The organism is Streptomyces sp. NPDC039423, from assembly GCF_055598725.1.
The window spans coordinates 75,891-97,159 of the sequence record NZ_JBVKAH010000009.1 but is presented as its reverse complement, the minus strand read 5'-3'; the positions used below and the strand labels follow the sequence as shown (position 1 = coordinate 97,159).

At 73.0% G+C, this 21,269-nt stretch carries 18 protein-coding genes and 2 pseudogenes; 9 read left to right on the top strand and 11 right to left on the bottom strand.

Annotated elements, in window-relative coordinates:
* Positions 1-199: 199 nt before the first annotated feature.
* Entirely contained in the window at positions 200-388 is a 189-nt protein-coding gene (locus ACZ7LK_RS26355; RefSeq protein WP_471143754.1) for a hypothetical protein, read from the top strand.
* On the top strand, positions 361-678 hold the full coding sequence (locus tag ACZ7LK_RS26350) for a hypothetical protein (RefSeq protein WP_471143865.1): 318 nt from the start codon (positions 361-363) through the stop codon (positions 676-678). The genes ACZ7LK_RS26355 and ACZ7LK_RS26350 overlap by 28 nt, the downstream gene beginning before the upstream one ends.
* Positions 679-734: 56 nt before the next feature.
* Here ACZ7LK_RS26350 and ACZ7LK_RS26345 read toward each other — a convergent pair whose 3' ends face one another.
* From ACZ7LK_RS26345 to ACZ7LK_RS26325, 5 genes are read right to left on the bottom strand one after another with little or no spacing between them, the layout of a single operon-like run.
* Positions 735-3,116, bottom strand: a complete 2,382-nt coding sequence (locus ACZ7LK_RS26345; RefSeq protein ID WP_471143753.1) for a hypothetical protein — start codon at positions 3,114-3,116, stop codon at positions 735-737.
* Entirely contained in the window at positions 3,100-5,520 is a 2,421-nt protein-coding gene (locus ACZ7LK_RS26340; RefSeq protein WP_469463763.1) for a tetratricopeptide repeat protein, read from the bottom strand. Before ACZ7LK_RS26340 ends, ACZ7LK_RS26345 begins: the two co-directional genes overlap by 17 nt.
* Positions 5,517-7,718, bottom strand: coding sequence for a hypothetical protein (locus ACZ7LK_RS26335; protein ID WP_471143751.1), 2,202 nt, complete (start codon positions 7,716-7,718; stop codon positions 5,517-5,519). Before ACZ7LK_RS26335 ends, ACZ7LK_RS26340 begins: the two co-directional genes overlap by 4 nt.
* Entirely contained in the window at positions 7,712-8,359 is a 648-nt protein-coding gene (locus ACZ7LK_RS26330; RefSeq protein WP_392277299.1) for a hypothetical protein, read from the bottom strand. The genes ACZ7LK_RS26335 and ACZ7LK_RS26330 overlap by 7 nt, the downstream gene beginning before the upstream one ends.
* Before the next feature lie 28 nt (positions 8,360-8,387).
* Complete coding sequence (locus ACZ7LK_RS26325; protein ID WP_469463760.1) at positions 8,388-9,788, bottom strand: CHAT domain-containing protein; 1,401 nt, start codon at positions 9,786-9,788, stop codon at positions 8,388-8,390.
* 237 nt (positions 9,789-10,025) lie between these two features.
* On the opposite strand from ACZ7LK_RS26325, the gene ACZ7LK_RS26320 reads away from it, so the two are divergent.
* The gene (locus ACZ7LK_RS26320; RefSeq protein WP_392277297.1) at positions 10,026-10,457 is read left to right on the top strand and encodes a hypothetical protein; all 432 of its coding nucleotides are present in this window, start codon (positions 10,026-10,028) and stop codon (positions 10,455-10,457) included.
* 174 nt (positions 10,458-10,631) lie between these two features.
* On the opposite strand, the gene ACZ7LK_RS26315 is transcribed toward ACZ7LK_RS26320, so the two are convergent.
* From ACZ7LK_RS26315 to ACZ7LK_RS26295, 5 genes are all read right to left on the bottom strand, one after another.
* Complete coding sequence (locus ACZ7LK_RS26315) at positions 10,632-11,219, bottom strand: pyridoxamine 5'-phosphate oxidase family protein (RefSeq protein ID WP_469463772.1); 588 nt, start codon at positions 11,217-11,219, stop codon at positions 10,632-10,634.
* Positions 11,220-11,308: 89 nt separating this feature from the next.
* Entirely contained in the window at positions 11,309-11,587 is a 279-nt protein-coding gene (locus tag ACZ7LK_RS26310) for a DUF2283 domain-containing protein (protein WP_471143749.1), read from the bottom strand.
* 448 nt (positions 11,588-12,035) lie between these two features.
* A complete protein-coding gene (locus ACZ7LK_RS26305) occupies positions 12,036-13,019 on the bottom strand; it encodes a BtrH N-terminal domain-containing protein (RefSeq protein WP_469463757.1) in 984 nt (327 codons plus the stop codon).
* Positions 13,020-13,367: 348 nt separating this feature from the next.
* Positions 13,368-14,684 carry an NmrA family NAD(P)-binding protein gene (locus ACZ7LK_RS26300; RefSeq protein ID WP_471143863.1) on the bottom strand — a complete coding sequence of 439 codons (1,317 nt, stop codon included), beginning with the start codon at positions 14,682-14,684 and terminating at the stop codon, positions 13,368-13,370.
* 176 nt (positions 14,685-14,860) lie between these two features.
* Positions 14,861-15,781: an EamA family transporter gene (locus ACZ7LK_RS26295; RefSeq protein ID WP_471143747.1), complete on the bottom strand. Its 921-nt coding sequence runs from the start codon at positions 15,779-15,781 to the stop codon at positions 14,861-14,863.
* 79 nt (positions 15,782-15,860) lie between these two features.
* On the opposite strand from ACZ7LK_RS26295, the gene ACZ7LK_RS26290 reads away from it, so the two are divergent.
* The 6 genes and pseudogenes from ACZ7LK_RS26290 to ACZ7LK_RS26265 form a co-directional block, all read left to right on the top strand.
* Entirely contained in the window at positions 15,861-16,796 is a 936-nt protein-coding gene (locus ACZ7LK_RS26290; protein ID WP_469463771.1) for a LysR family transcriptional regulator, read from the top strand.
* Positions 16,793-16,966 (top strand): hypothetical protein, encoded by a 174-nt coding sequence (locus tag ACZ7LK_RS26285; protein WP_392277291.1) that lies wholly within the window; start codon positions 16,793-16,795, stop codon positions 16,964-16,966. The genes ACZ7LK_RS26290 and ACZ7LK_RS26285 overlap by 4 nt, the downstream gene beginning before the upstream one ends.
* 119 nt (positions 16,967-17,085) lie before the next feature.
* Positions 17,086-17,658, top strand: a complete 573-nt coding sequence (locus tag ACZ7LK_RS26280; RefSeq protein WP_392277290.1) for a dihydrofolate reductase family protein — start codon at positions 17,086-17,088, stop codon at positions 17,656-17,658.
* A gap of 397 nt (positions 17,659-18,055) precedes the next feature.
* A pseudogene (locus ACZ7LK_RS26275) lies at positions 18,056-18,466 on the top strand (ankyrin repeat domain-containing protein); the annotation flags it as partial.
* A 178-nt stretch (positions 18,467-18,644) separates the two neighbouring features.
* Positions 18,645-19,268: a hypothetical protein gene (locus tag ACZ7LK_RS26270; RefSeq protein WP_471143744.1), complete on the top strand. Its 624-nt coding sequence runs from the start codon at positions 18,645-18,647 to the stop codon at positions 19,266-19,268.
* Between the two features lie 42 nt (positions 19,269-19,310).
* Positions 19,311-19,556 (top strand): annotated as a pseudogene (locus tag ACZ7LK_RS26265) (IS5/IS1182 family transposase); the annotation flags it as partial.
* 182 nt (positions 19,557-19,738) lie between these two features.
* On the opposite strand, the gene ACZ7LK_RS26260 reads toward ACZ7LK_RS26265, so the two are convergent.
* Positions 19,739-21,046, bottom strand: coding sequence for a cytochrome P450 family protein (locus tag ACZ7LK_RS26260; RefSeq protein WP_471143742.1), 1,308 nt, complete (start codon positions 21,044-21,046; stop codon positions 19,739-19,741).
* Positions 21,047-21,269: the final 223 nt, after the last annotated feature.

Sequence of the window (21,269 nt, the reverse complement as noted above, 5' to 3'; positions counted from 1 at the left end):
GGCCACGCCGTCCGTCCGACGACCCCGAAGCCGGCCGGGACTCACCCGACGAGGCGGACCTCCGGGTGCTGTTCGGCGAGTCGACGGCCGTGTTCGCGTCGATGGCCGGACCCGCCCACCTGCTGGAGGCCGCCAATCCGACGTTCTTCGCGCCCTCACCAGACGGCACGGCGAACACGGCAGCGGCTTCGTCACCCTGGTGTACGGCCACTTCACCGACACCGGCGCCGGGCTGGACATCGACCTCGTCCGCGCCGGCCACACCCTCCCCGTACACCTGGGCGAGGCCGGCGCCCGGCCCGTCCATAGCGACGGCCCCCTCCTCGGCATCCTGCCCGACCCGCACCTGGCCACCGCCACCTGCACCTCGCCCCCGGCGAGAGCCTGATCCTCTACACCGACGGCATCACTGAGGCACGCGACGCCCGGGGGGGAACAGTTCGAGGAGGACCGCCTCGTCCGGGCGCTGTCCCCCGGGCTGCGCCGGGCTCCCGCCGTTCTGGACGCCCTCACCCAGGCAGTGCGGGACTTCACCGGCGAGAACGGCATGGACGACGACCAGGCCGTCCTCATCCTGACCGCAACCGCAACCGCAACCGCAACCGCAACCGCCAGCTCGGCCGGCACCGGAGACCGGGACTGAGGACCGGCTGGGGGACAGGACCGGCCGGGGGATAGGACCGGCCGGGTCGGAAGACCGGCCGTCCCTCCCTCCCCCCCCCGGCGGCGCCGGGTCAGGCGTAGCGGTGTTCGGGGAACTCCTCGACGAACCCGGCGCCCGCCGCGAACAGGTGCGCGTCACCCGGTACGAGCCGCACCGCCGCTCGCAACCCGAGCCGGAAGCGCGCCGTCGCCGCGCCCGGCGGGCCGCTCCGGGAGGCGTCGCGCACCTCCTGGGCCAGGCGGACGAAGAAGTACCCGGTCAGCCGGTCCTCCTCCCGGGCGAGCCGTGCGTCGGCGCCGGGGTCCTCGGGCAACAGCCGGCGGTCGTGGAGCACACGGCACGCCTCGGCAGCCGTACGGTCCTTGCGCAGCACGGTTCCGACCGCCGTCCAGGACGCCTCGTCGGACGGGCGGGAGGGGAGCCCGCGGCAGAGCTGGGACACCAGGCGGTCGTTGTCCCAGCGTTCCGCCGCCCGGCACTGGTCCTCCGAACCCCACCGTGCCACACAGCGCCGCAGCCACCGCCCCAGCCGCTCCCCGTCGGGCACACGGCCCTGGTCCACGGCCGTCCCGAACCGTGACCACCAGGCGGCGTCGATCGCCGCGAGGTTGGCCACCAGCTCCACCAGCCGCTCGCCCACCGGGGCGGGCCCGCTGACGCGGTCGAGCAGACGGCGGCGGCTGTCCGTGTGCGGACCGGCCAGGATCAGCACCGGCCGCCGGCCGCCCTCCGGAAGTTCCAGGTCGACCTCGCGTGCCGTCTCGTACGGCCGGAGCCGCAGCGCCGGCTCCACGGGCCGGGACCGGCCGCCGGTCCCGGCGGCCCCGGGGCACCTGCCCGCCGTGGGGCCCGCGCCGGCCAGCAGGTCACGGATCTCGTCCGGGCGCGCGCTCCGCCCCCTCCTGAGCGCCACGTAGTCGGGCGCCTCGTCCTCCATCTCCCGCCACAGTGCCTCCAGACGCCGCCACGCCTCGTGGTACTCGTCGCGGGACAGGCCGCCGGCCGACTCGTGCGTCCGTACGCGCCGCACCAGTTCGTGCTCCGCCTCCAGCACGGCCGCCGGGACGCCCGCCGGAGCGGGAACGGTGCCGAGACCCAGCAGCTCGCCCAGCGTGCGCGACTTGCCGCGTTCCACCCAGGTGAGCGCCTCCGTGAGGTATGCCGGGTCCTGGAGCGTGTCGGCCAGGACCAGGCAGAGCTGCACGACCTGTTCGTACAACTCGGACCGGTCCTCCACGAAGGCCAGCCGTGATCGCGCGTCACCCACGGTCGCGCGGCTGTCCTCGACGAGGCGCAACGCGGCGACACAGGTGCGGTGCGCCGGCTCGTACGCACCCCGGGCGAGGTGCACGGAGGAGAGCTGGGCGAGGGCCTCGGTCTGCTCGGGGCGGAGCCGCTCCCCGGCGGAGAGCTCCACGGCCCGGACGGCGTCCTTCAGCGCCCCGTCCTGGTCGCCCAGCAGCATTCCCACCTGACTGAGCCGGATCAGGTCCCTGACCGCCTCGCTCGCGCCGACGTCCGGGAGCAGGGCCCGCAGCCGCGGGGCCAGCCGCTCGGCCTCGGTGAGGTCCTGGCGCCGCAGCCCCAGGGTGATCCGGCCGGACAGGGCGGCCGCCTCGGCCGCGCGGCCTTCACCGGCGTCCCTCGTGGAACCGCGGGCCCGGGCCCGCTCGGCGAGGCGCAGGTATTCCTCCTCGGCCCTGTCCCATTCCCCGCCGTAGGCGAACCGCACCCCGGACACCATCATCAGGTGGAGCACCAGGTCCGTGCGCCCGGCCTGTTCGGCGCGCGCCCGGGCGAAGTCCACGATCCCGTCCGCCTCACCGGGCGCGTTCCGCCAGGTCGCGAGCGCCGCCAGCCGGTTGGCGGCCTGCACCAGCCCCTCGATGTCGTCGGCCTCCGTCGCCAGGACCGAGGCCTGGCGGAAGGCGCCCTCCGCCTCCGCGGCATCGCCCAGTTCCATCCAGGCGGCGCCGCGGTGGAAGACGGCCCGGCACCGGTCCTGGGCGGATCCGGCCAGCTCCAGCGCTTCCGCGAACCGGGGGACCGAGTCGCCGGGCAGTCCGGCGCGCAGGAAGTACAGCCCCTGCTCCAGCGCGGCCGTGAAGCGGGCGGCGCGGGTGCCGGTGGCGTCGGCGGCCACGTCCAGGAGCGCGAGCAGCGTCACCGCGTCGGGCCCGTCCGCCGACTCGTGGGCGTGCCGGGCGAGTTCGGCCAGTTGGGCGGTCAGCCGCTCGGCCGTGCCCTCCGGCACCTTCCGGAGCAGCGCCCGGAACTCGGCGACTGCGTCCCGCACGTCGAGGACCTCGCCGAAGACGACCGTCAGCCACTCCTCGACGCCCGTCCGGCCCGCCCCGTCCGGCCGCTCCTCGGCGCGAGGCCGGTGCGTTCCGTCCGGCCGCTCGTCGGCGCCCGTCCGGCGCGCGCCGGCCTTGTCAGTCCTCTTCTCCACGGCCCAGTCCCTCCTGTCGGCGGCGCAGCGCGGCGGCGTTCTCCTCGTCACCGAGCCGTTCCGCGATGAGCGCCAGGCGTCCCAGGGTGATGCGGGCGTGGGCGTGAGCCTCGGCACGCAGGTGCACGCCCAGGGCCCAGCGCTCGTAGCGGGCCGCGGTGTCGAGGTTCCCCAACCGCGCCTCGGTCATGGCCAGGTTGCTCAGGGCCGTGGCCTGGGCGACCTGGTCCCCCCGGCCGCCGGCCAGGGCGAGGGCCCACCGGAAGGCGGCCCGGGCGCACGCGGTCAGTTCGCCCGGCTCCCCGCCGGTCAGGGCGCGGGCGGCGTCGGTCAGGGTGCCTCGCAGGCCCCAGGGCACGCCCTCGTGCAGGCCTTCCCTCAACGCGGCGACGAGCCCGCCGATCGCCTGCTCCGTGGCCCGGCCCGCCAGCGTCTCGTAGGCGGCGCCCATCCCGGTCAGGCACCTCGTCGTGTCGTCCGGGTCCTCGCGTTGAAGGCACACCGCCAGCGCCGGGTAGTAGCAGGCCAGGGCGTCGCCGGGGCGCCCCTCCGGACCGCGCAGCCGGTCCGCGTGGTCCAGCAGCGCCTCCAGGTCCTCGCTGCCGCCGCCCGTGACGGCGGGCCTGCCGGGTGCCCGGGCGAGCAGGGTCCGCCGGGCCGCCCGGACCACGGCGTCCACGTCGCCGTCGACCGTGAGCGCCAGGTCGCCCGCCGCCCGCCGGGCGCTGCCCAGCCGTTCACCGTACGCGCGTGCCTCCTCGGCGCGTCCCAGCCGCTCGGCCAGTGCGACGCACTCCCGCAGCGCGCCGATCTCGGTCCGCCAGTCCTCGGCCTCACGCGCGGGCTCCAGCACGGACCGGTACCACGCCGCCGCCGCGTGCGGGCGCCCCGCGGCCCGCGCGGCGCGGCCCAACGATGTCCTCAACCGTGCCTCGGCGGACCGGTCGGCCGTCCGCAGCGCGGCCGTCAGCGCCGCGTGCAGGTCTTCCGTGCGGGCCTTCCCGGCGTGGTCCGCGGCGCAGGCGGCCCTGCCCTCGAGGCAGCGCGTCCGGACATCGTCGGCGGAGCCCTCGGGCAGCAGCGCGAGGGCGGCGGAGTACTGCTCGCGCGCCTTGGCGCGCCGCCCGAGTCCCGCGAGGGCGACCGCGTGCCGTTCGTGGAGCCTGGCCCGGAGGGTCACGGTCGGCGCGGGACGCTGGGCCTTGCGGACCAGCAGCCGCAGCGCCACGTCGTGGCGGCCCCGGGCGGACAGCCGGGTCAGCTGGGAGAGGGCCGACTCGACCTCTTCACGGCTCCAGGGTTCGAGGGCGACCGGCTGCCGGGCCAGGGCCCGGAGGAGTTCGGACAGGTCGGGGAGGTCCGGCGGGGCGGGGGCACGGGACCGGAACCTCCTCCGTGCCGGGCCGTCCACCGCGGCGTCCTCGGCGCGGGCCTCCTCGATGCGCCACAGGGCCCGCAGCGACCGGGCGCGCAAGGCCCGGGCCTCCGCGGACGGGTTCTTCAGGCGCCGCAGTTCCGCCAGGGCCCGCTCGTGGTCGCCGGCCATCTGGTGGGCCTTCGCCAGGTTGTACCGGGCCCGCTTGTCCCTCGGGTCCTTGACCAGCGCCGCCTCGAAGGCATGGGCCGCCTCGGCGTACCGGCCGATCCGGCCGCTGACCACCCCGTAGTGGATCAGCTCCGCCGCGGTCGCCGACACCGGCGGCTCGGGCGGGGGAGTGAACGGCTCCTCGTCCCAGGGGTCGCCGCGCCGGACCTCGCCGGGGCGCGCCGGCCGGTCGTAGGTGCGGAGCTGTACGCGCAGACCGTGTGCGGCCGCCAGCAGGCCCATGGGCAGCGGGCTGTCGTCGGCCAGGGCGAGCAGGGTGCGCACCAGCCGGTCGGTGTGCCGGGCGGGCGGGTGGCCGGGATCCCGGCGCAGCGCCTCGGCGGCGTCCGCGCGGGCCTCACCCGTCCTGCCGAGTTCCAGCGAGCACCGGGCACGGTTGACCCGAGCGGGTACGAAGCCGGGGTCGGCGTCGAGGGCGGCCGAGAAGTGCGCGACGGCGGCACGGAACCGGTCGTGCTCGGCCAGCACGCAACCGCGGTGGTTGAGCGTATCGACGGGGGTGCCGAGGGGACCGGTCCCGGCCAGTTCGATCTCGTGCGCCACGACGGCCAGTCCCGTCGCCGCGCCCGGGTCCCTCATGGCCAGCGCGAGCGTGAGCCCGCGCAGCCGGAGGAGCGGCCAGGTGGCCTCCACCGACACGTCGTTGATCAGCCGGATGCCGGTCTCCCGGAGGACCAGGACCTCGGCCGGGCCGACCGCGGGGAGCCGGCGCAGCCCGCGCCGCAGCGCCCGCTCGTCGGATCGCGGGTCGACGAGCAGCCCCTTGAGGGCCTGTTCGAAGTCGTGGTGCCGGGTCATGTGACGGCGCCTCCCGGGTCGGGTGCGCCGACGCCGCCCGCCGGGGCGGGACTCGGCCCGGGCACGGGACGCGGCCCGGCGGCGGGAGGCGGTCCGGGCGGCAGCGGAAGCGGCCTGGTGACCACGGCCGTCGTGTCACGGGCCGCCCGCGTCAGCTCCGCGGCGAGCAGGGGTTCGACGGCCACGACGAGGGTGTCCGGCCCCGCGTCCGGCCCGATGTCCGGCCCAAGGCCCGGGCCGCCGCCCGCCCCGGCGCCGGGCCCGGAGGCGGCGGGCGCGGGCAGGTGGCGGAGCACGAGGACACCGGGGTACTCCGCGGCGACGGTGTGGTCGGCGGCGAAGAGCGAGAGGTCGACCCGGTCGCCGGGACGCAGGGTGCCGCCGAGGCCGTCCGGGCCCGTGACGGCGAGCCCCACCGCGGTCAGCGGACCGCTTCCGCCCGGGTCCGCCGCACCGTCCGCCGCGCCCGTTCCCGCCGGGCCCGCCGCCGCGTCCGCGCCGAGCAGGAGCCGTACGGGGACCGGCCGGCCGGCCTCCAGGGGCTGCAACGGGCACCGCCCCACGACGTCCTCGACGGCGGTGGCGCACAGCTCGTCCGGCACCTGGCGCCAGACCCAGCGCGGCTGGACGTCGGCCGGGGCGACCGGATGGAACGCGGGCAGCGTCCGCACGGGCACGGGGTACAGCCGGGGGGCCGGGGCACCGGCGTCGTACGCCTGCTCGGCGCCCCCGTACCGCACCAGGGACGGGTCCGGCGCGTAGCCGCGGTGCAGCAGGCCGGTCACCTCGCCCCACACGAGGCGTTCCTGCCCGGGGTCGGCCGGACGCCCCATGTGCAACTCGTCCAGCAGGCGCCACCGGTGGAGGTCCACGGCCGCCTTCACGTGCTCGCCCCAGGCGACGGCGCTCTCCACCGCCGCCCGGTACGTGGCCGTGGCCAGCAGCGTCACCACCGCGAGCCCCGTCAGCGCCCAGGGGAGGCCCACGCCGGCCCGGCCGTCGGACCAGCCGTCCGGTAGCTCCGGCACCCGTACCGCCAGCGCGGCGGCGGACAGCAGGGCGGCCGGCGCGGAACGGACGGCCACCGCGCAGAGCAGCGGCAGGAGCGGCAGCCACCACGGCATCGGGCGTACGCCGCCGAACGGTACGGCCACCGACAGCGGCAGCCCGAACAGGACGACGGACAGGCACACGTTGAGCAGCAGGTCCAGGACGGTACGCGCCTGCGCCTCCGCCTTCACCACCACCTCGGGCAGCAGCGGGTGCAGCCGGGGCCACACCAGCACCGTGTCCACCCCGTACCGCTCGCCCCCGTAACCCTCCACGGCGCGTACGACGTTGCCGAGGGCGGTGGGCATGACCAGCGACCGTTCGGCGGGGTAGGTGCCGAGCCGGGCGAGCAGTTCGGCGCGCTCCGCCTCCACCGACCGCTCCGACCTGGCGACGCGCCGGGCGAGAACGCGCACGGCGGCGTCCAGCCGGCGCGAGAGCTCCGCCCGCGCCGCGCCGTCCGTGGCGACCGGCCGGCGAGGCGCCGACCAGTCCCACCAGGCGCGCAACCGGCCGGGCAGGTCCCGGACGTCCTCGTCGCTCAGGTCGCCGGCCGACTCCGCCCGTTCCAGCAACACCTCCCGCTCCTCCTCGGTACCGGGAGGACCATCGCCACCCACGGCGGGGTCCCCGTCGCCCCGCGCCGGATCCGGTGGGGCGGGCGGATCCCGCGGGGCCGGTGGGGTCGGTGAGTCCGGTGAGTTCGGTGGGGCCGGTGGGGCGGGCGGATCCGGCGGGACCAGCAGACGGCCGGCTTCGAGCAGCGCCAAGTGCCGCACCTCCAGGACCGTGTCGGCCGCCTCCAGCGCGTCCACGGTCCTCAGGTGCCGGGCGCGCAGCCGGCCCCGGACAGCTCCCGCCGCGCCCCGCCCGGAGCCGTGACCGGCGAGGAAGCGGAGGGACCGGGTACTCATGGCGGCGGTCAGGAAGGCCCACAGACCGCACCAGACGAGGAAGGCCGCCAGGGCCAGCCCCTGGGCGACCGCGCCCACCGCCTGCCAGCCGTGCAGCGCGGCCCGCCGGCCCACGGCGGCGTCCAGCACCGCGACGGCTGTCAGGCCCCAGAAGACCACCGCGGGCAGGAAGGCGGACAGGAGCGTCCTGCGGTCGAACACCGCCGACCCCCGGGCCAGGACGGTCGTCAGCACCAGGTGGCCTCCCGCTCCATCGGGCCGTGCCGCAGGTCCACCGGGCAGACGGGCCGCTCGCGCCCCGCCCGCGGGAGCCGGCGTACCGGCGGGTCGCAGCGCCGGCAGACGTAACAGCGGGCAGGTGTCATCGGGATCCCGCCGCCCGGCCGTTCCTGCTCGTCGGCCGGGAACGGGAGCGCTTCGGCGAGGTCGAGCCACGGGACGAACCCCACCGGCCGGCCGCCCTGGACGATCACCAGACCCTCCGTACCGTCCGACGCCAGCAGCGCCAGCGCCTCCGCCTCGCCGACGGTGAGGTCGTCGAGGTCGGAGGGCCGGTCGACGTGGAGGACGGGAGAGACGGGCGCGCGGTCCGCGCACGCGCCGACGGGGGAACCGGCCGGCAGCCCGGCCAGCAGAGCGCGGCTGAACGCCCCGGAACAGCGGGCGCCGGACCCGGGCCGCGGACGGCCGGGTGCGGGACGGCCGGTCTCGGCGTAACCGGACTCGGCATGGCCGGACGCGCGGTGACCCGGCAGGGAGTGGTCGACGACGGCGTACCCCGCCCCGGCGGCGTCGAGCGCGGCCAGGGCCTCGTCGCGGTCGCTCCCGGCGGTGAGGACGGCGAGCGGGCGGATTCTGTCGGTCAGTCGGATCACGGGATACCTCAGCAGCCCCGGGCGGGGGTCAGGACCAGTCGCCGTGCAGGACGAACGGCGCCCAGTGGTAGGGGTGGGCGAAGGGACGCCTGCCGTAGTCGGGCGCGGCGGGGAGGCGGGCCTTGAAACGCAGCAGGGCTGCCCGCCGGGACAGCCGGGGGGCCAATGACGGATCCGTGGGGCCCGGCAGGGCCGGGAGCACGTCGAGCGCGGCCAGGTATCCGGCGGCGGCCTCTCCCGGGTCGAGCGCGGCGGCCTGCATCTGCGCCCGCGCGAGCAGTGCGGTCAGTCGTCGCTCCGGATCGTCGGCGGCGGGCGCCTGTTCCCCGTCCATGGCGTCGAGGACGTCCCGCACGGTCAGCGACTTCAGGTACAACTGCGCCGCCCGCAGTGCTTCCACCGGGGACCGCGCCCGGCCGGCGGCCATGTCCGTGACGGCGGCCCCGGGCGGACCGGCGGACCCGGGCGGACCGGCGGCCACGTCCGCTTCCGTGCGCAGCTCCGCGTACAACCGTCCCATGAGCAGCCGCGTGGAGAGGTCGGCCACGTTCCACAGGCTCAGTACGGTGGCGCGGGCGCCCGCGTACAACAGGGCCCGGGCGAGGCCGAGCAGCTCGTCGCCGGGCGCGAGCCGGTGCAGGCCGGTGCGGCAGGCGCCGAGCGTGACGAGATCGGGACGCATCCTTACGGTCAGCAGGTCCCGGACCGTCAGCCGGTCGTCCTCGCCGCCGGTCCCGAGGTCGATCCCCGAGGACATCGGATCGGCCGCGTCGAAGGAGCCGTGGCACGCGAAGTGCACGAGCGCGGGGTCCTCCCGCTCCAGCCGCGCCAGTACGTTCTCGCGGGTGGCTCGGCCCCCGATCAGCGGGTCGGTGCCCAGGACTTCGCCGACGGCCACGGCCTCCTCCCGGGCGTTCCGCAGGTCTCCGCCCGGGTCCCCCACGACGAGGGCGCCCCGGCCGTCCCCGCGGACCTTGCGCCGGCACTGCTGCATCACGGTGGCGCTGGGGGCGTAGCACACGGGGTTGCGGTCCAGCAGCCATTCGCCCCCGGGCAGCGGTGCGGCGTGCAGCGGCAGCAGGTGCAGCACGTCGTGGCCGACGAACCAGAGGACCTCGCCCGGACGGCTGTGGCGCACGGCGGGCTCGACGAGGGCACGGGCGGTCTCCGCCCACTCCTCGGCGTCCCCCAGGGGCCTGCCGTCGGGTCCCGGCGCGACGGCGGAGTCGGCCACGAGCGCCGCGGCCCGCCTGCGGTCGACCGGCAGTTCGACCACGTACGGGTGGTCGGATTCGGGCCGTAGCACGAACACCACCAGCCGGTCACCGATGGCGAAGTACTCGGCGAGGACCGCTCGTCCGGCCGGGTTCCCCTCGACGTACGGTGCCGTGCCGCGTTCCGCGGGCCACGCCGCAGCAGCCTCCGTCATGCCCCCGCCCTTCCGCCCCCCGCTGCACACCCACCGGCAGCGCGCAGTGACGCAGAGCGCCGACTGTAACGCAACGCGCCCCTGCCGCAACGGGCTTCGGTCCGATTGATCCCGCACGACGAGGGGCCGGACGGGCCTGAGCAGCGGGTTCAAGGTTTGCGGCAGGTTCCGCGAAGGCCGGCCGGGCACGGTGGTTCCGCAACGTATCCGTGTACCGCAGAGCAGAGGGGAGCAGTTGTGCGTCGAGGACGGATTCTCGCGAGCGGGCTGTTCGGTGCCGCGCTCGTCCTGGGCTTCACCACGTCGCCGGCGTCGGCGGCCGACGGTGTGCAGCGTGCGTCGGTGGTCGGCGGGAGCGGCCCGGACTCCGGGTACTGCGGGCTCATCACCTGGAACGCCACCGCGTGCTTCGAGCCGTACGGCGAGTGGTTCTGGCTGAAGGACGAAGACGCGGACGGCCTGCCCGTCGCCATCAAGTGGTCCTACAGCAACCCGGGGTACCCGAGCCGCAGCGGCGTGATCTACAACGACCACGGCAAGGCCGCCGGTTGGACGAACGTCAACAAGAGCTTCGCGGAGGACGGCCTGCTCTACTACGAAGTCTGCGAATACCACGTCCCCACCCAGCGGACGTCCAACTGTACGGGCCCGGCCTGGTCGTACACCTGAGCCACGGCCCCGCCACGGGGAGCGCTCCGGCTCGCCCCGCCCCGGGGCCAGGGGCAGGGGCAGGGGGACAGGCGCCGGGGCGCCCTCCGCCGGCCGCCACAACATCACGAAGCATGGCGCGGCGGACAACCGCCCCCGCCCGCACCGGTCGTGGAACGGGGCAGGGCCGGCGGCTCAGAAGTCGCCGGGAGGCAGCGGGAGGGGCAGCCCGGGCAGGCCGTCGAGGCTCCGCGCGATGTGGTCCTTCTTGGCGAAGTACGCGCTCAGGGAAGCATCGTCCTCCCGCGAGAAGCGCCTGCCGTGCAGGTCGCGATCCTCGTCGTACGACATGAAGGGCACCCCGTACCCACAGGAGTCCCGGACGAGTTCGGCCGTCACCACGATGATCGCGCGCAGGCCGTGCAGTGTCGGATCGATGTCCGGGAAGTGCGCGAGCAGTTCCTTGAAGCGCGGGTCGTCACGGAACACGGGCTCGCCCCGGCCGTGCACCCGCACGATGTTGGGCGGCCCCTGGAAGGCGCACCACATCACCGTGATGCGGCCGTTCTCGCGCAGGTGCGCGATCGTTTCGGCAGTGCTGCCGGCGAAGTCGAGGTAGGCGATCCGCTCCTCGTCGAGCACCGCGAAGGAGCCCTTGAGGCCTTTGGGGGAGAGGTTGACCGTGCCATCGCCGGCCAACGGGGCGGTCGCGGTGAAGAATATGGGCTGCTGCTCCATGAAGGTACGCAGTCTGCCGTCGATGCGCTCGTAAGTCTTTCCCATGTCTAAGGATTATGTAGGGAAACTTTTCGCCTGTCTAACGAATGGCGTCGGGGTCAGCCGAGCCCCATGGCCGTGCCTCGTCGGTGCCGTCAGGGCGCAGTCGGACGGCCGTCGTCGTCAACTCCCCGGCCCCGCGCTGCCGGCGGAGCCGACGCGGGAACGGTGCTCCCCGCGGCCTCCAGCAGGCTCCTCGGCAACCGGCGGGCGGCGCCGAAAACCTCGATGCCCAGCAGCCGTCCCTCCGAGTCGTAGTCGAGGACCGCCGTGCCGTCCTCCGCCGCTACCTGCCGGACCGCTTCGCCGGACGCGATGCCGTCGGTCAGGTAGATGTACGCCATGTCCGCCGAGGCGTCGTATGCGACCCGCATCGCCGGCCCTCTCCTCTTCGTCGGCCGTGGGGCGCCCGGTCGTCCGGGTCCCCATGGGCCACAGGCTACTGTCGCCGGCCAAGGGGCCGGGGGCTCACCGGCGGGTGATGGCCTGCTCCAGGAGGCCGTGCAAGGCGCGCCCAGGGAGCGGCCCGCCACCGGCTCGGCCTTCCCCACGTGCCCGAACCCGCCGGACCCGAGCTTGTCGACGAGCCGGTAGCGGCCCGCCACCAGACGCCCCGCGCTGCCCTCGCGTGCCATCGGCCTCGTACCCGCATCCTCGGCGAAACCCACGATCGCACGGACGCGTTGCCGTCAGGAAGAGCGCCGCCACCGGGCGGCCCCGGCGGAAGGGGCAGGTCCAGCGGCGCGGGACACCGCGGCGGGCCCACTGGCGCGGACCTGCTGGCGCGGACCCACTGGCGCGGACCCCCTGGCTCGGGGCCTCCTACAACATGCTGAGTGCCCGCATCGCGTCGCGTTCGATGCGCGAGAGGTCGTGGAGGAGGCAGCCCGCCCGTACGAGGTCCTCGGTGTCACCGGACTCGCCCGCCGCCGCGACGAGCGCGGCCACCTGGGTCCACAACGAGGCGGCCTCGGTGTACAGGCGGTGGCCGGTACGCAGGTGATCGCTGTCGACCAGCTCGGCGCACTCGGCCAGGAAGTCCCGGTAGAGATTGCGGAACAGGGCGCCGCCGGTGCCGGCCTTCTCCATCAGGAGGGCGGCCCGTGGCAGGTCCTCCCGCGGATCGTCGCTGCGCCGCAGCCACGTCGGCAGGAGCTTGGCGGCCTTCTCGATGCCCCGGTGACCCAGGTTCGCGATGGGCGGGTTCAGGAAGGCCTCGGCACAGGTCCTGATCGCGGGGACGACCCGGTCCTCCGGCGACGGAAGCCCCGCGGGCGCGGTGATGGTGAAGGAGCGGTGCCTGGCGGTCATGGGGCCACGCTCGGCCCGGGCCATGGCCAGGCTGGCCAGGCTGGTCGAGACGGCGCTGCCCTGCGGTTCGGTGTCCACCAGATAGGCGTGCTGTTCGTCGTAGCCGTACATGGCCACGACGTGCCCGCCGAAATGCACCTTGGTGCTGAAGTAGTCCAGGTGGTAGCTGTCGAGCTGGAGGCCGACAGGCCGACCGGCGTCGAGGAGTGCCGCGACGTTCTGCCACGCCTTGCGCGGGGACGTGGTCTCCCCGACCAGGAGCTCGGCGCCGAGGACGGCGGCCAGGTTCCTGGTGAGCTCGAACGGCTTGACCCGGCCCCCCAGGAAGGGGAAGCCCATGCTCTTGCTGTCCCAGTAGATGAAGGACAGCCCGGAGCCGAGTCCGAACAGCATGGGTTCGGACAGGTCGAGTCCCTCATGCCGCAACAGCACGCCCAGTGCCGTCGTCTCACAGTGCTGCATCCCGCGAACGTCGATGTCCTTCACCATGGCCATGCCGCCCATTCTCCTCCCTCACCGCCGGCCCCGACGCCTTCGCCGATCCGTACTTCGCACGGCCCCTCGCCACCCTCCGCCGCGAGTGTGCCGCCCGTCATAACAGGCCCATGTCACGTCCGGCCGGCTGCTCCCATCCGGTGGGGGTCAGCAAGGGGGCCAAGAGCGACGGGAAATGAGCGCACGACAAAAGACGGACACGGAGACCGCGCACCGGGCCCGGCGCAGCATCAGCACGGCCGGGAGGGCTGCGGCTCCCGGCGGCGGTGGGACGGCGGGAGGACAGCGGCACGGGTGGCGCGGCGGGCTCGAGGCGCGGTGCACGAGGACGCACGGGGGTTCGGGCCCTCAGACGCGACGCTCCGCTGCGAGCCGCTCCAGTACCTCGATGTCCGGTACGTCGAGGGCCGGTATTCGCAGCCACCGGAAGGGGAAACCGTATGCGCCGGCTTCGCGGTCGCGGAATTCCATTCGCAGGTAGGCGCCCAGCTCCTCTTCGTGGACGCTGGCGTGGACGAAGCTGTAGCGCAGCACGGTGATGTCGTCCCACGGGATGTGGGTGTCCTGGTGGTGAAGGCCGCCTCCGTCAGCGGTCAGAGGACCGAACTCCACCCGCCCTCCCGCCGCCAGGATGGTCTCGGCCTTGGCCAGTTGCACCGCGGTCACGCGGGTGTGGATGTGCGCCAGCAGCGGCCAGAGGGCGGAAGGAGGGTGATCGGCGATCCGGCCCGTGCGGAAGACGGCCCCGGGGGTGGTGACCGGCGGGTCGGCCAGCCGGGAGGTCACTACAGTGCCGTCGGCCAACTCAAGGCGCTGGACGTAGACCCACCGCGTGACGACCGAGTCGCCCTCGGTGGAATGTCCATCGAGATCATTCGCGAACCATACGTGCGTGATCTCGGCCCAGGGATACATCCGAGGGACCCGGGCCGACCGCCCCGCGCCGTCATCCGCGGTCAGCATGAGACCGCTGTCGTGCACGCGTAGCATCACCGCCCGCAGCCCGCCGGATTCGTCGACCTGTCCGGGCAGCGCCCCGTGCACGGGGTCCGTGGGCCGCTCCTGCCCCGAGGGAGCGGCTTCGACGCCTTCCGCCCTCTGCTTTCCCCGCCACCAGCGTGCCATTCGCCACCCCGCCCCACGATCGCGAGCCCCGATCGCCGAGCTTTGCTCGACGTACCATCGCCAGCATCTTCCCCAGGCCCGAGTTGATCCATTCGGGTCATCCGTCGACCTGGCGATCGGCGTCGGCGCCACCCCTGCCTTCGGCGTCCTCAGCGGCTGGTGGTCGACCGACCGCGCGATCGCTTCGCGCGGACCCTCGAAGCCGATATCGTCGCACTCCGCGAGCGGTCGGCCAGTTATCCATGAAGAACACCGGCCGCAGCACCGTCGTGGGCACGTCGATGGCATCGTGTGCGCCTCGATCTCCGCCTTGCTCTCGAAGTGCGCGACGCCGGACCTACGCGCTGCGGCGCCCACGGAGCTGTAGAGCAGGTGCGCGACGCCTGCGGCTGCGGCCGCGTCGGAGACGTTCCTGCCCTGCCGCACCTCGACTTCGGGGTGCGGGTCGGCCATGCCGGCCGGCTGCACGCTGAAGACGCCCCGCACGCCCTGTGCCGCCGTGCGCAGCGACTGCGCGTCGTCGAGGTCGCCGGTGACCAGTTCCGCGCCGAGCGCCTTGAGATCCTTCGCCCCCTGCTTGCCGGGTCACGGACGAGGGCTCGTACCCCCAGCCGTTGTCGAGCAGTCCGCGGGCAACGGCGCCGCCCTGGCCGCCGGTCGCGCCCGTGACCAGAACGGTCTTGTCGTACGGCATGACGAAGTCCTTCCGTTGAAGATCAGCCGCGTGAGCGGGTGGGCGTGGGCAGCTGTCCCGCGACGATCGCGGCGAGCGCGAGCCCGAAGCCCAGGAGTTGGACCGGACCGAAGGTCTGGCCGAGCACGACGGCGCCGAGCACCGCGGCGACCAGCGGTGAGAGCAGGACGAGAACGGCGACCGAGGTGACGGGCAGCGTGGCGATGCCGCGGAACCACAGGACGTACGAGATCAGTCCGCCGAACAGGCCCATCCAGAGGTAGCCGAGGGCGGCGCTCAGGTCGATGGCGGGGGGTGCCCCCTCGACCAGAAGCGTGATGGGCAGCAGGAACAGCCCTCCCGCGGTGAGCTGCCAGGCGGCGAAAGCGGTGGGGCCGGCCTCGGGAGGGCGTCCCCAGCGTTTGGTGAGAGTTATACCGAGCGCCATGGACGCCGCGCTGCCGAGGGCCGCCAGGATCCCGACATCGTCGAATGCCGCGCTCGGCCCGATCACCACCAGGCCGACACCGGCCATGCCGGCCAGTCCCCAGGCGAGGCGCCAGGCGGACAGCGCCTCGCGCAGGAGTGCCACGGCCAGGAGGGCGATGATGAGCGGCTGGGCCGCTGCCAGGGTGGCAGCCACGCCCCCCGGCAGGCGTTCGGCCGCGAGGAACAGCAGCGGGAAGGGGAGGCCGATGTTCAGCACGCCGAGCATCGCGGCTTTCCCCCACCACCCTCCGCGCGGCAGCGTCCGGGTGAGCGCCAGTGCGATCAGGCCGCCGGGCAGCGCACGCAGCACTCCCGCGAAAAGCGGGTGGCCCGGGGGGAGAAGCTCGGTGGTGACGAGGTAGGTCGTGCCCCACGCCATGGGAGTGAGCGCCGTCAGGACGGCACGCGGCAGATGCCCGTGCGGAACCCCGCTGACGGCCTCGGCGGGGACTCTCTGTGTCGCTGGACTGGTCATGCCCGCAGTCTCATTCCGCGGCGATCAATGAGTCCAACACATGTTCGTCATCCAATTGATCGCCAGAGAAGATGAATCCATGGAGCTCCAGCAGATGCGCTACGTCGTCGCAGTCGCCGAAACGAACAACTTCACCCGGGCTGCCGAGCGATGCCTGGTCGTCCAGTCCGCCCTCAGCCACCAGATCGCCCGCCTGGAGAAGGAGCTGGGTGCGAGACTCTTCGAGCGCACCAGCCGCCGGGTGCGGCTGACACCGGCCGGTGCGGCGTTCCTTCCCGCCGCCCGTCAGTGTCTGGACGCCGCCGAGCGTGCGGCCGCCGAGGTCGCCGCGGCCGTCGGTGAGGTACGCGGACGGCTCGCCGTGGGCCTGATCCCCAGCGTCGCCGCGGTCGACATCCCGAGCGTCCTGCGCGACTTCCGCCGGCATTACCCGGACGTGCGCATCAGCCTGCGCGTGGGCGCGAGCGAGGAACTCGTCGAGCAGGTCAAGGAAGGGGCCCTCGAAGTGGCCTTCCTCGGGCTGCCGACCACCGCGCGACCCGAAGGTGTCGACGCCTTCGAACTCGCCCGTGATCGGCTCGTCGCCGTGGTCGCGCCGGACCACCCCCTCGCCGAGGAACCGACCGTCGACGTTCGCAGGCTTTCTTCCGAGGTGTTCGTGGACCTGCCGGCCAATACAGCCGGACGTGTCCAGTCCGACCAGGCCTTCTCGGCCGCCGGTCTCAGTCGCGACGTCGCTTTCGAAGTGACCAACGCGGACTTCCTGGCTCGACTGGTCGGGCAGGGACTGGGCATCGCCATGCTCCCCTCCGCGTACGCGTCCCAGCTCACCGGTGTGACCACCATCGAGGTCACCGACGCGCCGGCCCGCATCGAATACGTCATCTGCGGCCGCGCCGGCCGCGCCGGCCGCACGCCCGCGGCGACCGCCTTCCTTGCCGCTCTTGATATCCCGTCGGCGAGGAATCACCCGAACAGTTCATCGTGCGGGACCGCGCGGCGGAGCGGGCGTTGATCGGCCTGGCCAGCGCACAGCGGGGCCGCTGGGAGGGCGACGAGGTGGTCGTGGACCTGCACGTCACCTCCGCCGGCGTGGCCGTCCGGGCATCGCACCAGCCCGGCCGGACGCGTACGGAGCCCGACGCGCTCAGCCTGTGCGGCGCCCGGATCGGCGACGGCCGATGAATTTCCTCCGCCCCCACAGTCATAGATCATGGTTGGCGCGCGGCGGCCGCGAGTGCGGTGGACGCGTACGCCGATCGACATGCCTGCCGGCCGCACACGAGACACCGAGGAAGCCACCCATGCGCACTCTGATCAGCACTGCGTTCATCTCGCTCGACGGCGTCGTCGAGGCGCCGGGCGGCGAGCCCGGATACCGTAACTCCGGGTGGACGTTCAAGCACATCGAGTTCCTTCCCGACGCCTTCGAGATCAAGGGACGGGAGCAGAAGGAAGCCACGGCCATGCTGTTGGGCCGGGTCAGCTACGAGGCGTTCAGCCCGGTGTGGCCCGACATGGAGGACTTCGCCGACTACAAGGTGATGCCGAAGTACGTCGTCTCCACCACTCTCACCGAGGACGACCTGGTGCCGAACTGGGGCCAGACCACCATCCTGCGCTCGCTCGACGAGGTCGCCGCGCTGAAGGAGACCGAGGGCGGCCCGATCATCATCCACGGCAGCGCCTCCCTGAACCGGGCGCTGTCGGACGCAGGCCTGATCGACCGCTATCACCTGCTCGTCTTCCCGCTCCTGCTCGGCGCGGGCAAGCGCCTGTTCAGTGTCACGGACAAGGACGCGCAGAAGTTGCGCCTCGTCGAGCACGAGGTCTACCCCAACGGCCTGCAGAAGCAGGTCTTCGACGTCGTCCGGTGACGGGCCCCGGCACGGATCTGCGGTCGCCTCCCCGGAGGTAGGGACGTGACTGGTCGCCCTGCGGCGGCATCTCGCTCTCACCTCGGGGCATCTGAGAAGCACCCGACCCGAGGAGAGTCGCGATGCCGCCGACGGACGCCTTGCCGATCGCCTACAAGGGCCTTGACACGATGCCCACCTGGTTCGTCGTTGCCGTTGTCGTACTCGCCGTCCTCGGTATCGGCCTGGCAGTGAAACGGCGAGGGCGCTGACGCCTCCGGCGGCCCGAACCCGGCCAGGTGACGCGGCCCTAGCCGCATGCACCGTCCAGCCCTTGTCTCCCGCCCGTCGAGCTCGCATCTCATTGAACAGCCAGGACTGGTTGCGGCAGGGGCAAGCATCGATAGCCTTGTCAACTGTGAACAAGCGGTGGCAAAAGAAGCTCTCCCGTCATCTCTTCGCAGCGATCCTGGCGGCTGAACCCGCACGCGTACAGGCGCTCCTGCGGGGCGGGGCGCACCCGGAGACAGCGAGCAGCGAAGGCACCACCCCTCTGTATCTGGCTTCCGTACAGGGGGAAACGGAGATCGCGCGCCTGCTCATGGAGGCGGGTGCCGCTCCCGACAGGGAAAGCAGGGGAGTGGGCTCGGAAGGCACACCGCTGTGCGCAGCCGCATGCTGGGGGCACGCCGAGACAGTACGCGAACTATTGGCGCACGGAGCCGACCCGAACCTCCGTGAAGACCACGGAACCGGCTGGTCTCCTTTGGACTGGGCGACCCACGGCCCCCACCCGGAAACCGCCGCGGTCCTCGTCGCAGCCGGAGCGCACCTCACGATCGAACGATCCAGCGGCCACGCTCAGTCCCAGGCGGCGTGCACGCTGTCCACCGCGACCCCCATGACAGATGCTGCCCCTGCGACCAAGGGCTGTCCCGCTGGCTGAGCGTCGTACCTTTGCCGATCCCCGATCGGACAGTGCCGGTGGCTGGTGACAGGATCGACGGGTGCTGATCAAGGGATATGACGTCGGTCCGTTGGTGCCGGGCGAGTCACTACCGGTCCGACCGGGCTTCTGGTCGAACTACCTCTTGGCGATGTGTAGCGACGGGGAGTGTGCCGAGCGCCCGGTTCCGGAGTGGTTCGGTGAGGACGGCGCCGATGCCGATGCGCTGTCCGAGGTGCTCTTCGATCCTGAACGCTGGCCAGTGTTCAGAGTGCCGGCAGAAGACGGCCCCGGAGCCGTGGTGATCTACCGCAACCTGGATGGCGACTACGGCACCGATTACCTCCTCACCCATCCAGGCAGAAGCTACGTCGAGCAGATCGCCAGCTGGGACGGAGACTTCTCGGGGCCCGGGCTGACATGGCATGAGCTGATCCGGATCGCTGACGGCCCGCTCCTTGCGGACGACGGCGTCCAGGACACGGCCATCCGCTTCCTGCTGCTGCTTCCTCTCCTGACCGACCCGGACGTGCCGGAAACAGCATCGGCAAGGCTCATCACCGCCCTGGCCGTTGTCGGCGCGCCGCAAGACACCGTCTCCGTCACGGCGGAGCACCTGCTGGCCCACCTCACGAGGAGATCCGGACACGACCCCACATGGGCGTCTCCGCTGAGCGGCGGCTGAGAGGCGGGGCGGTCGCCAGTCACCAGATGGCACGATCTTGATATGGCTGGTGTGGTGACGGCGTCGGATCCGTCCTGGACAGCCCCGTTTCCGAGCTGAGCCCACTCGCGCTCGGACAACTGGTGACGGTTCTGCGGCGCCAGGGTGCGGACGCGGTCCGCCACGCCCGCCGCGGAGCTCTCCGTTGGAGGGCCGGGCCCTGCCGGTCGCGGCGTAACGGCGAGCGAACTCACGATGAGGCAGCACGCTCCCCTGCTCGAGGTGCCCAAGTCGGCGGCGCACCGGATCACCGGACCGGAATCAGCACCGCGACAAGTCCCTCAAGCAGGCCGCACCTACGTCGAGCACGTCTTCGCCCGCACCTTCCGCCCCGTCCGGCACCTCCAGTACCCGCCCATCCGCACCTCCGCGTACTGCACGGCTTCACCGGACCGGACGCCGCCGTCAAGCTTGTCTCCCAAAGCGGTGGTCTATCGCCGTCGCAACCATCCGCCCCGGACTCGCCTGTGTGATGCGTGTGCGGCCTCCTGTACCACCAGCGGTTCGACTGGGCGCCGGACGGCCGTCGCCTTCTCCTGGCGCTGGGCGGCGAAGGTCACCGGCAGGCTGGTCAAGCGGCGTGACATCCATGTGCCCACGACCTGCAATTGATCATTGCCGACGGCGAGACGCAGGTCCGGGATGCGTTCCAGGAGCAGGTCGATACCCGCCTCCGCGATGGTGCGGCCGAGGTCCTGGCCCGGGCATTCATGCACGCCGGCGCCGAAGGCGAGGTGGGACCTGTTGCCATGCATGGGTATCGTCGGATCAGGGCGGATACCGGGATCGACATTGCCGGCAGCCAGACCGAGCATCACCATGTCCCCAGCCATAATTCGCTTGCCGCCGAGCTGCGTGTCGCCTGTCGCCCAGCGGGTGGGGACGACCGCGAGCGGCGGGTGGTCCCACAGCACTTGTTCCAACGCGTCGGGCAGCGTCATCTGGCCCCCCGAGAGATGGCCGCGGAAGCGCCCGTCCGTGAGAACCATGCGCAGGGCGCTGGCGATGAGGTTGGCGGTGGGCTCCAGCGCGGCCACCAGCACCAGCCGCAGATGTTCGCGGACCTCTTCGTCGGTGAGGCCGGCTTGATGGACGAGTAGCCAGCTCGCGAGGTCGTCGCCAGGCTGCCGCCTTTTGCGCTCCACCAGGTCACGCACGATCTCGACAACGAGGTCGTTGCTCGCCATGGCCGACTCACCACCGCTGATCATGTCGGCTACGGCTGCTCCGACGGTCAGGGCGTCGCTCTCCTGAATGCCCAGCTGTTGGCAAACGACCTGAGCCGGCAGCTTCCTCGCAAAATCGGCTACCAGATCAGCCCTCCCCGCCGTGATGACGTCGTCGATAAGACGGGTGGCGTAGCGGGTGATGTACCGGCGCATCCGCGGGCGGTTCACACGCGCGAGGCTTTCCGTGACGGCCTGGCGCAGGCGGGCGTGCTCGGCTCCGTCGGTCAGGGCCACCAGTGGCTGTGGAGCAGTGATGGGCAGCAGCGGCGAGTCCGGCGCCAGAGTGCCTTCCTTGATGGCCCGCCAGTGCCGGGAGTCGGAGGAGAAGCGAGGTGAGCGCAGCACCTCCAGATTCTCGCGGTGTCCCAGCACCAGCCAAGCGGGTTCGTCCCCGTAGAGCAAGACGGGCGCCACAGTGCCGTGCTCGGCACGAAGCTGCTCGTACAAGGCGTACGGCCGCGCCTCGGCCTCCGGCCCGTACAGCGCGCGCAAGCCACCGGTGGCCTGCATGTGCGCGGGACAGCCGACAGGGGCTGTCGTCTCGGGGCTGGTCCATATGGGGGGCGGGGTGGTCACGTGGCCTCCGGGGCGACGGCGGGACTGGGTAGAGACGACTCCGTACCGAGAGTGACGGCAGGTCAGCACCGCGCAGCCTACTGGCGGGTTGTACCGGCAGGTTGAGCACCCCCCCCCGTCTCAACTGCGGTAGCCCGCTCGCAAACTGGGGTATCGC

Coding starts and splice junctions, on each gene's coding strand:
- ACZ7LK_RS26340 (WP_469463763.1), bottom strand. CDS start 5,520: ATGACCCGGCACCACGACTTCGAACAGGCCCTCAAGGGGCTGCTCGTC.
- ACZ7LK_RS26325 (WP_469463760.1), bottom strand. CDS start 9,788: ATGACGGAGGCTGCTGCGGCGTGGCCCGCGGAACGCGGCACGGCACCG.
- ACZ7LK_RS26315 (WP_469463772.1), bottom strand. CDS start 11,219: ATGGGAAAGACTTACGAGCGCATCGACGGCAGACTGCGTACCTTCATG.
- ACZ7LK_RS26310 (WP_471143749.1), bottom strand. CDS start 11,587: ATGCGGGTCGCATACGACGCCTCGGCGGACATGGCGTACATCTACCTG.
- ACZ7LK_RS26305 (WP_469463757.1), bottom strand. CDS start 13,019: ATGGCCATGGTGAAGGACATCGACGTTCGCGGGATGCAGCACTGTGAG.
- ACZ7LK_RS26295 (WP_471143747.1), bottom strand. CDS start 15,781: ATGACCAGTCCAGCGACACAGAGAGTCCCCGCCGAGGCCGTCAGCGGG.
- ACZ7LK_RS26290 (WP_469463771.1), top strand. CDS start 15,861: ATGGAGCTCCAGCAGATGCGCTACGTCGTCGCAGTCGCCGAAACGAAC.
- ACZ7LK_RS26280 (WP_392277290.1), top strand. CDS start 17,086: ATGCGCACTCTGATCAGCACTGCGTTCATCTCGCTCGACGGCGTCGTC.
- ACZ7LK_RS26260 (WP_471143742.1), bottom strand. CDS start 21,046: ATGCAGGCCACCGGTGGCTTGCGCGCGCTGTACGGGCCGGAGGCCGAG.